Raw genomic sequence first — 6,935 nt, forward strand, 5'->3', positions numbered from 1 at the left:
CGATGCTCGCGGCATCGTGCCGGCTGGGTTTCCTGGTCGTGCTGGTGAGCGGTTTCTGCCAGTGCTGGGCGCCCCACCGGGAGGTGTAGGCGGGGGTTGATGAAAAAATTCCATCGCCAGTTGAGGAACTGGGTGAGCACACCGCCGAGCAGCGCTCCGACCGCGCCACCCGCGGGGGCCACGATGCCCCAGGCCGAGAGCGCGACGTTACGCCGATGCCCTTCGGCGTAGGAGACGAGCACGATCGACAGCGCCGACGGTGTGAGCAGCGCACCCGCGAGACCTTGGACCGCGCGAGCGGCGATGAGCATGCCGTCCGAGACGGCGAGGCCGGTCACCAGCGAAGCAAGCTCGAAGAGGACCACGGCGATGAGGAACCACCGCTTGCGTCCGAACAGGTCGGCGAGGCGTCCGCCGAGCAGCAGGAAACCGCCGAATACCAGTGTGTATGCAGTGACGACCCACTGGAGGTTCTCTGGGCTGAGGCCGAAGGAACTCTGGATCGAGGGCAGCGCGACGTTCACGATCGTCGTATCGAGGATCACGATGAACTGCGCGAGCGCGACCAGGACGAGGACCCCCCATCCGCCCATCCGGCGCGTTGCAGTCGAAGACATCGGTATTGACTCGGAAAGGGCTGGGCCGTATCCGGCCGGGTGTGGGGCGGCTGACGGGTCTGCGGGCCCATGCCGGCGGTCAGCAGCCAGGTGAAGCTTGCTGCCCGCCTCTGGAGCACTGAAGGAGAGCGGATTTCTGCCGGAGATTCCGCCGACGCCAGTAGCAGCGGCAGTTCTCCCGCCCAACCGGTCTCGATGTTCTGCCCGTTCTGTTCTTCAGGGCCGGTGACCCGGCACCGCCGGTGTCAGGACCAGGCGATCTCGCCATGGCGGTCGATGAAGCGTCCGGTGCCGGCGCCGGGCTCCTCGGTGGCGAGGGCGACGATCGCGTCCGTGCCCTCGGTGAGGGTTTGGGAGCCGCTGTGACCGTTTATGTCGGTCGCGGTGTAGCCGGGGTCGGCGGCGTTGACGCGAATGCCCTTGAGCCCCTTGGCGTACTGCGTGGTCAACATCGTCAGCGCCGCCTTCGAGGAGGCGTACAGCGGCGCGACGACGTGCGACTCGGACCGGCCGGGGTCGTGGGTGAAGGCGAGGGAGCCCATGCCGCTGCTGACGTTGATGATCACGGGGTCGTCCGAGCGGCGCAGCAGCGGCAGGAACGCGGTGGTGGTGCGGACGACGCCGATGACGTTGACGTCGAGGACGGCGCGGGCGTCCGCGGCGGTGAGGTCGCCGGGATCACCGAAGGGTCCTTGTACACCCGCGTTGTTGATCAGGACGTCGATCCTGCCCTCGTGCTCGGCGACGTCCGCGGCGGCAGCGGCCACGGACGCGTCGTCGGTCACGTCGACGGGGACGAAGCGTGCGCCCAGCGCGGCGGCTGCCTCCTCACCCCGCTCACGGTCGCGGGCTCCCAGGAGAACGGTGTGACCGCACGCGATGAGGCGGCGGGCGGTCTCGCGGCCGATGCCCTTGTTGGCTCCGGTGATGAAAGTGATCGTCATGCCTTCGATGGTTGCCTGGACGAGGGAGCTGGACCAGGGACGCTTCGACGGTGGGAAGACCAGTACCACCCTTGCGCCCCCGCATGTGATCGGGGATGCAGGAGGATGAAGAGCATGACGACGACACCCCCCGGGGCTGGACTGGGCGCGGCGATCCGCACATGGCGGAACCGGCTGCCCCCGTCGGCCGCCGGGCTGCCGGTCGTCCGCAAGCGCCGGGCTGTCGGGCTGCGGCGCGAGGAACTGGCCGACCTGGCCGGAGTGTCGGTCGACTACGTCGTGCGCCTGGAGCAGGGGCGGGCCACGACACCCTCGGCGTCGGTGGTGGCGTCCCTGGCGCGCGCCCTCCAGCTGTCCACCGCCGAGCGGGACCACCTCTACCGCCTGGCCCAGATCGTGCCGCCGGCGGACGGCACGATCTGCGACCATCTCCCGCCCGGTATGCAACGAGTGCTCGTCCGCCTCGGAGACGTACCGGTTGCCGTGTTCGCGGCGGACTGGCAACTGGTGTGGTGGAACCACGGGTGGGCCGCCCTGCTGGGCGACCCCTTGGCCTCGCCGCCGCGGATGCGCAACTTTGCCCGCGACAGGTTCCCGGTGGGCGCCGATCACACCCCCCTCGCGCTGTGGCCGGTCACCGATACGGACCCCGACACCGCCGACGCCGCCCTCGTCTCCGACCTGCGCCGCGCCACCGGCCGCTTCCCCCGGGACAGTCGCCTGGCCGCGCTGGTCCGCGACCTGAACGCAGGCAACGAGAGGTTTGCCGAGTTGTGGGCGAAGGGAGAGGTGACCGCGAACCGCGAGGTCCGCAAGACGGTCGACCACCCGTCGGTGGGCCCGATCACGGTGGACTGCGATGTCCTGACCGACGGCGACACCGAGCTCAAGATCGTCATCATGACCGCCGCGCCGGGCAGCGAGGACGAGACCAAACTCCAGCTCACCACCGTCGTCGGCCCACCGGCCGGCACGCGCAACTGATCCGCCCCGCGCGTCGGCCGACCGGCGGCTCACGGTCCCCTGTCAATCGCTTCGCGTCGTGGGGAACCTTTCAAGCGGCCAACTCCACGGAGGGGGTCGGCAGTGGGGCACGGCGCGACGAGACGCCCTTGGCCAATCGCCGGACCCATCGAACACGGCCTGAACCTCGTCAGCTCGCCGATTCTTGCCCGCTGCGGCTGGGCGCCCTTCTACGATCCGGTCATGGATCCCGAACTACTGGAACGGATCACCGCGCGGCGCGCAGAACTGGACGAACTCGAAGAACAGCTGGCCAAGCAGCTAGCGGAGGTACGGGCCGAGCGGAATGAACTCGCCGTCGCCGAACGCGTCCTTGAACGGGTGCGCGAACAGCTTGCCGACGAACGGGCCTCGGTCACGCCGGCGCCCGGGCAGGTGGGCGGACGAGCGGTGATGCTGATCCCGCACCGCACGTCAAGCGTGGAGGAGAGCACACTCCCGCCGGACGACCAGCGCATTCTCGCCGCCGTGCGGCAAGCCGCCGGACCGGTCATGGCCCGGCAGGTCGGCGACGCGCTAGGAATCGACGTCAGCGTGCGGGCCAAGCTGGAACCGCTGCGCGGGAAGCTGGTCAGACTCGTCGATCGCGGCTGGCTGCACAAACTACCCGACGCCCGGTTCACCACCTGCCTGTGACCAGGCACGCCAGCGCCCGGAGCGATGGGGTGCGGGCGTAACCGGGGTGCCCCCGGCGGCCGTTGGAACTGTGTGACGAGAACCAAAGGTGCGCCGTGAAGCGCGAGTTGTTCGAGTGGCGGTGAAAGGACGCCACCGCCGCCCTGTCGCAGCAGGGCGGTTGAAGCTGAGGGCAGCCCGACCCGGGAGGTGCCGGGGAGGGTGGCAAGCGGCCCTGACAAAGCCGGGACGTATCAGCACTGCCAGATGGTGCGGGTCCGGCAAGCGAGAGGGAAAGGAGTACGCGAGGAACCGGCGTTGACGCCTCCTTACTCGTCACCAGCTCGAACCTGGCGGATCTGGGCTGGATGCGGTGCGTCCCTGTCTTGCTTTGGGGGCGGGGAACTTCCCGGGCGATTGCTATGTGTCGCCCGGGGAGGCCACGACGAAGTGCTGCGGGGTAGTCGTGGCGATGCCGCGGGGGTATAGCCGGGCTCCTACTCCGTCGATCGAACGACACGTGAACACGGGAACCGTTCCGGTCCTGACCTGGGACAACGCCTCCAGCGCGGTCGCAGGCTGGGCCCACCGTCGGCCGATCGGGCCGGCACGGGGCGGAGCCGCCGTAGTACTCCGAGCCGGGGAGAGTCCGGCACATGGGGAAGGGCGGCAGCGGAATCGAGAAGGGAAGGAGGCTGCAATGCCGAAAGACGCGCCGCTGAACAGCGGTGCACCAGAGACCCCGATGGGGTCTCACCAGCGGGTATCGGGGATGCAGGCCAAACTTCACCGTTGGGCGGCGGTCGATGAAGGCCGCAGGTTCGACGATCTGTTCAACCTCGTGTGCGACCCCGCGACGCTATGGGTGGCGTTCGAACGGGTCGCCGGAAACAAGGGTGCCAAAACGCCCGGGGTGGACGGCGTCACCGCCGTCAACGTCGCGCCGCCGGTCTCGGCGCACTGGCGGACCTCGGCTTCCGCGGCCTGGACAACGACGTACGCGACCCCGTGATCGTCACCGGCTTCACAGCCACCCACGCTCACAAGCTCACCCCCGGCCAGAAGACCGCCAACCGCGTCCTCGCCACCGGACGCGCACCGGTCGAACACGGATTCGCCCACCTCAAGAACTGGCGGACCCTCACCAAACTCCGCACCGACCCCGCCCGCGCCACCCACCTCCTGCGCGCCCTCCTCGTTCTGACGAACCTCGAAGTCAACCGCTGACGGATGATCTACTCCGCAGACTGTCGCCCACGACCAGCGTGACGTACCCCGTGAACTGGTCACACCAGCTCTTTGACCTGCGATTTCAAGTTGGCGGAGGCTCACTGCTATGGCTGCGCGTGGTGGCGGGTCAGCGCTTGCCAGCGCCGCTCGAAGTCGACGGCCTGCTCGGCGATGTAGTCAGTGGTGAGGGGCTTGTTGTGCTGCGCGGTGATCCCGTGGGCTGCGCACTCCTGCGCAATGGCGTCGAGCGACGGGGTTTCGCTGCGCACCCGCTGTTCCGCCCAGAAGGCGTAGACACGGAAAGGCAAGAGGTAGCGGCGCAGGGTGGACGCGCTGACCGGCTTTCCACCGCGGCCGGTCATGCCCTTCTTGCTTGCAAGGTAGGCAGAGAGCTGCTCGGCCTTGGGTTCCTCGCCGAGCTCGGTCTGGTACTCCATCCAGGCGAGGTAGTAGCGGTCGACGGTGGTGAGCGCGGCCGGCTCCTCGATCGCGTCGTCGCCCGGCGGGTCATCAATGGAGGCGCTCACCCTGGGACTGCGCTTCTCCTTAGCGGGGTGCGCGCCCGCGCCGGCCGGTGCCTCCTCAAGCGTGTCCTCGTTCGGGAGGGGATCTCCAGAAGGCGCCTGGGCAGCGGGCTCGGTGGCTTCCACGGCGGCGAGCGGCTCCGGCTCGTCGAACTCGCGCTGCCGGAAGGTCGCGACGAAACCCTCTAGATCTTCGCCCGTAATGGGCTGGCCGCTGCCGCCGGTGATCTGATCCCGCTCGTGGACATACGTGGCGAGCGCGGCGGCATCGGGGTAGGCCCCGTGTTCCTGCGCGTACGCAAGCCAGGCGTTGTAGAAGTAGTCACCCCATCCGTCATCCGCGTCCTGCGGAGCTTGGGGCTCGGTCCCGCCCTCAGCCGAGGGCGCGTGTCGCTGCTTGAGGAGCCGCAGCAGGGGTTCGAGTTGCTCGTCAGACAGGGGTCCGCCGGCCGCGGTGGCGATGCCGTACTGCTCTTGGAGCCAGCGAGCGAACTGCGCGCTCGTGGGCTCGAGCCCGAAGGCGGCCATCCAGTCCTGATAGGCGCTGGCGAGGTGGTGAACGTTCCCTTCTTCTCCAAGATCGTGGGACTGCTTCGGGTGTGCGGCTCGTGCCTGCGCTCCCGGCCGGGGCTCCGCGGCGCCCACCCGCACCAGTTCCTTCTCCTGGTCGAACGCAGCCTCGAGTTCGGGGCTCTGCCGCTGCGTCGGAACCGGGGGCCGCTCGATGGTGAACTGGATCGGCGGCTTGTCGATGCCGGCAGCGGCCAGGCCGGCCGGGGCTGTCTCGGTGAGGGGTACGCCGTACCGGACCAGACGGAGCGGCATCAGCGACTCCACCGGGGCCTTACGCCGCCAGGCGCGACCGAAGCGGGAGCGGAGACTGGCCTGGTAAACGAGCCGTTCCTGCTCCAGCTTGATGACCTGGTCGTAGGAGCGGAGCTCCCACAACTTCATACGGCGCCAGAGCAGGAACGTGGGGACCGGTGAAAGGAGCCAGCGGGTCAGCCGGACCCCCTCCATGTGCTTGTCCGCCGTGATGTCGGCGATACGGCCGATCGCGTGCCTGGCCGCCTCCACCGCAACCACGAACAGCACCGGGATCACCGCGTGCATGCCCACGCCCAGCGGGTCCGGCCAAGCCGCCGCCCCGTTGAACGCGATGGTGGCGGCCGTCAGCAGCCAAGCCGTCTGTCGCAGCAAAGGGAAGGGGATGCGGATCCAGGTCAGCAGAAGATCCAGCGCCAGGAGGACACAGATGCCAGCGTCGATGCCGATCGGGAAGACGTAGGAGAAGTCTCCAAAGCCCTTCTCGACCGCCAGCTCGCGGACCGCCGCGTAGGAACCAGCGAAGCCGATACCGGCGATGATCAAAGCGCCTGTCACAACCACACCGATGAGGACCCGATGCGCTCGGGTCAGCTGAGGCTTACCGGTCCCCGCAGCCACGTCCCACTCCCCCGTTCATGCCTCACAACTGAGCTGTTCTCACACTCCCATGACATGCGACAGCATGTGGCCCTTCGAGGTCGGCTCGTGGCGCATCGTCTACGAAAAGTGATCACTGAGCGCCATCTGCGGCGGGTTCGGCAGCGAACCAGCTCCATGAGCGTCTTGGATTGCGAGCCAGTCAGCCCGGATCCACCGGCTTGACGCCTGTGGGTCGTTCTTCCGGAAACACAGAAGTGCCTTGCGACCTGCGATGATGGGGTTTCTCTAGGACCACATCAGGCACGACCGGCAAGGCACTTCCGAGATGCAATCTTCCCATGCCGCGACGGCTGTCTCATCCGCGTTCGATGACCCGAACTTGATCGCGTACGGCGGGCTGGAGCCAGTGGTGCGGCCGGCCGAGCGGTGCGGTCTGCCGGCTCTGGCCGACGAGCTCATCAGGCTCACCAACTTCGTTAGTAATCCTTAGTGTTGCATGTATAGTTGCGTGCATGGAGTTGCTGCGTATCTCCAAGGCTGCGAAGCGTCTCGGG

The 6,935-nt window shown here is 68.1% G+C and carries 5 protein-coding genes and 2 pseudogenes; 4 read left to right on the forward strand and 3 right to left on the reverse strand.

Annotated features, from left to right (window positions below):
* Positions 1-155 precede the first annotated feature (155 nt).
* Together AB0M27_RS45875 and AB0M27_RS45880 are read right to left on the reverse strand one after the other, a co-directional pair.
* Positions 156-617 (reverse strand): annotated as a pseudogene (locus AB0M27_RS45875) (MFS transporter); the annotation flags it as partial.
* A gap of 245 nt (positions 618-862) precedes the next feature.
* The gene (locus tag AB0M27_RS45880) at positions 863-1,561 is read right to left on the reverse strand and encodes an SDR family NAD(P)-dependent oxidoreductase (RefSeq protein WP_365732038.1); all 699 of its coding nucleotides are present in this window, start codon (positions 1,559-1,561) and stop codon (positions 863-865) included.
* 105 nt (positions 1,562-1,666) lie between these two features.
* On the opposite strand from AB0M27_RS45880, the gene AB0M27_RS45885 reads away from it, so the two are divergent.
* The 4 genes from AB0M27_RS45885 (at position 1,667) to AB0M27_RS45900 (ending at position 4,426) form a co-directional block, all read left to right on the forward strand.
* Positions 1,667-2,545, forward strand: coding sequence for a helix-turn-helix transcriptional regulator (locus tag AB0M27_RS45885; protein ID WP_365732040.1), 879 nt, complete (start codon positions 1,667-1,669; stop codon positions 2,543-2,545).
* A 222-nt stretch (positions 2,546-2,767) separates the two neighbouring features.
* Positions 2,768-3,220 carry a hypothetical protein gene (locus AB0M27_RS45890; protein ID WP_365732042.1) on the forward strand — a complete coding sequence of 151 codons (453 nt, stop codon included), beginning with the start codon at positions 2,768-2,770 and terminating at the stop codon, positions 3,218-3,220.
* A gap of 679 nt (positions 3,221-3,899) precedes the next feature.
* The gene (locus AB0M27_RS45895; protein ID WP_365732044.1) at positions 3,900-4,211 is read left to right on the forward strand and encodes a hypothetical protein; all 312 of its coding nucleotides are present in this window, start codon (positions 3,900-3,902) and stop codon (positions 4,209-4,211) included.
* Positions 4,208-4,426 (forward strand): transposase family protein, encoded by a 219-nt coding sequence (locus AB0M27_RS45900; RefSeq protein WP_365732047.1) that lies wholly within the window; start codon positions 4,208-4,210, stop codon positions 4,424-4,426. The genes AB0M27_RS45895 and AB0M27_RS45900 overlap by 4 nt, the downstream gene beginning before the upstream one ends.
* A 1,274-nt stretch (positions 4,427-5,700) precedes the next feature.
* On the opposite strand, the pseudogene AB0M27_RS45905 reads toward AB0M27_RS45900, so the two are convergent.
* Positions 5,701-6,399: pseudogene (locus tag AB0M27_RS45905) on the reverse strand (DUF2637 domain-containing protein); the annotation flags it as partial.
* Between the last annotated feature and the right edge of the window lie 536 nt (positions 6,400-6,935).

Origin of the sequence: Streptomyces sp. NPDC052107 (genome assembly GCF_040680215.1) — a bacterium.
GTDB lineage: Bacteria > Actinomycetota > Actinomycetes > Streptomycetales > Streptomycetaceae > Streptomyces.